1 protein-coding gene is annotated in these 681 nt (G+C 62.6%); it reads left to right on the top strand.

The window, feature by feature from the left end; all coding sequences use genetic code 11:
• Positions 1 to 42: 42 nt before the first annotated feature.
• Positions 43 to 681, top strand: a 639-nt coding sequence (locus tag IMZ11_RS43095; RefSeq protein WP_228649411.1) for a zinc-binding dehydrogenase, incomplete at its 3' end; no start/stop codon positions are given.

Raw genomic sequence — 681 nt, 5'->3', positions numbered from 1 at the left:
CTGCTCATCAGCGATGCGGTTCGGGGTCAGAGCCTCGAGGTCGTGCCCGACCACATCCCGTACGAGGTCGCGGCCCTCAACGAGCCCATGGCGGTCGCCCTCCACGCAGTCAACCAGGTGGCGCCTCGGACGAGCGACCAGGTGCTGGTGATCGGAGCCGGGCCCATCGGACTGGGCATCACGATCGCCTTGAAATCCAGGGGAGTCAAACACGTTGTGGTGGCGGATATTCTGCCGTCGCGCCTGGAGAAAGCACTGAAAGTCGGCGCGGACGCGGTGATCAACTCCAGGGACGAGGACGTCATCGCGCGATTGATCGAACTGCACGGACCAGGCGATTCGATGTGGCCGAACAAGGCCGGCACCGACGTGTTCCTGGACGCCGCCGGCGTTCCGGCGGCAGTCGAAGCCGCTCTCGCCGCTGCCAAGCGAGGAGCCAAGCTCGGCATCGTGGCGGTTCACAAAGAGCCGATCGGCGTCGACTTCATGAACCTGATGAGCAACGAACTGACGATCATCGGTTCGATGGGCTATCCCACCGAGATCTTCGAGGTGACCAAGGACATCATCGACAACTGGGAGAAATATCAGCCGATCATCAGCCACACCTTCGATTTCGTCGATCTGGACCAGGCATTGCAGTGTGTGGCCACCCCGGGCGCGGCCGACAAGGTCGTCATC

Origin of the sequence: Microtetraspora sp. AC03309, assembly GCF_020826795.1 — a bacterium.
GTDB classification, from domain to species: Bacteria; Actinomycetota; Actinomycetes; order Streptosporangiales; family Streptosporangiaceae; genus Microtetraspora; species Microtetraspora glauca.
Note: the sequence above shows the minus strand (reverse complement) of the source record. Positions and strands in the feature narration are given on the sequence as shown.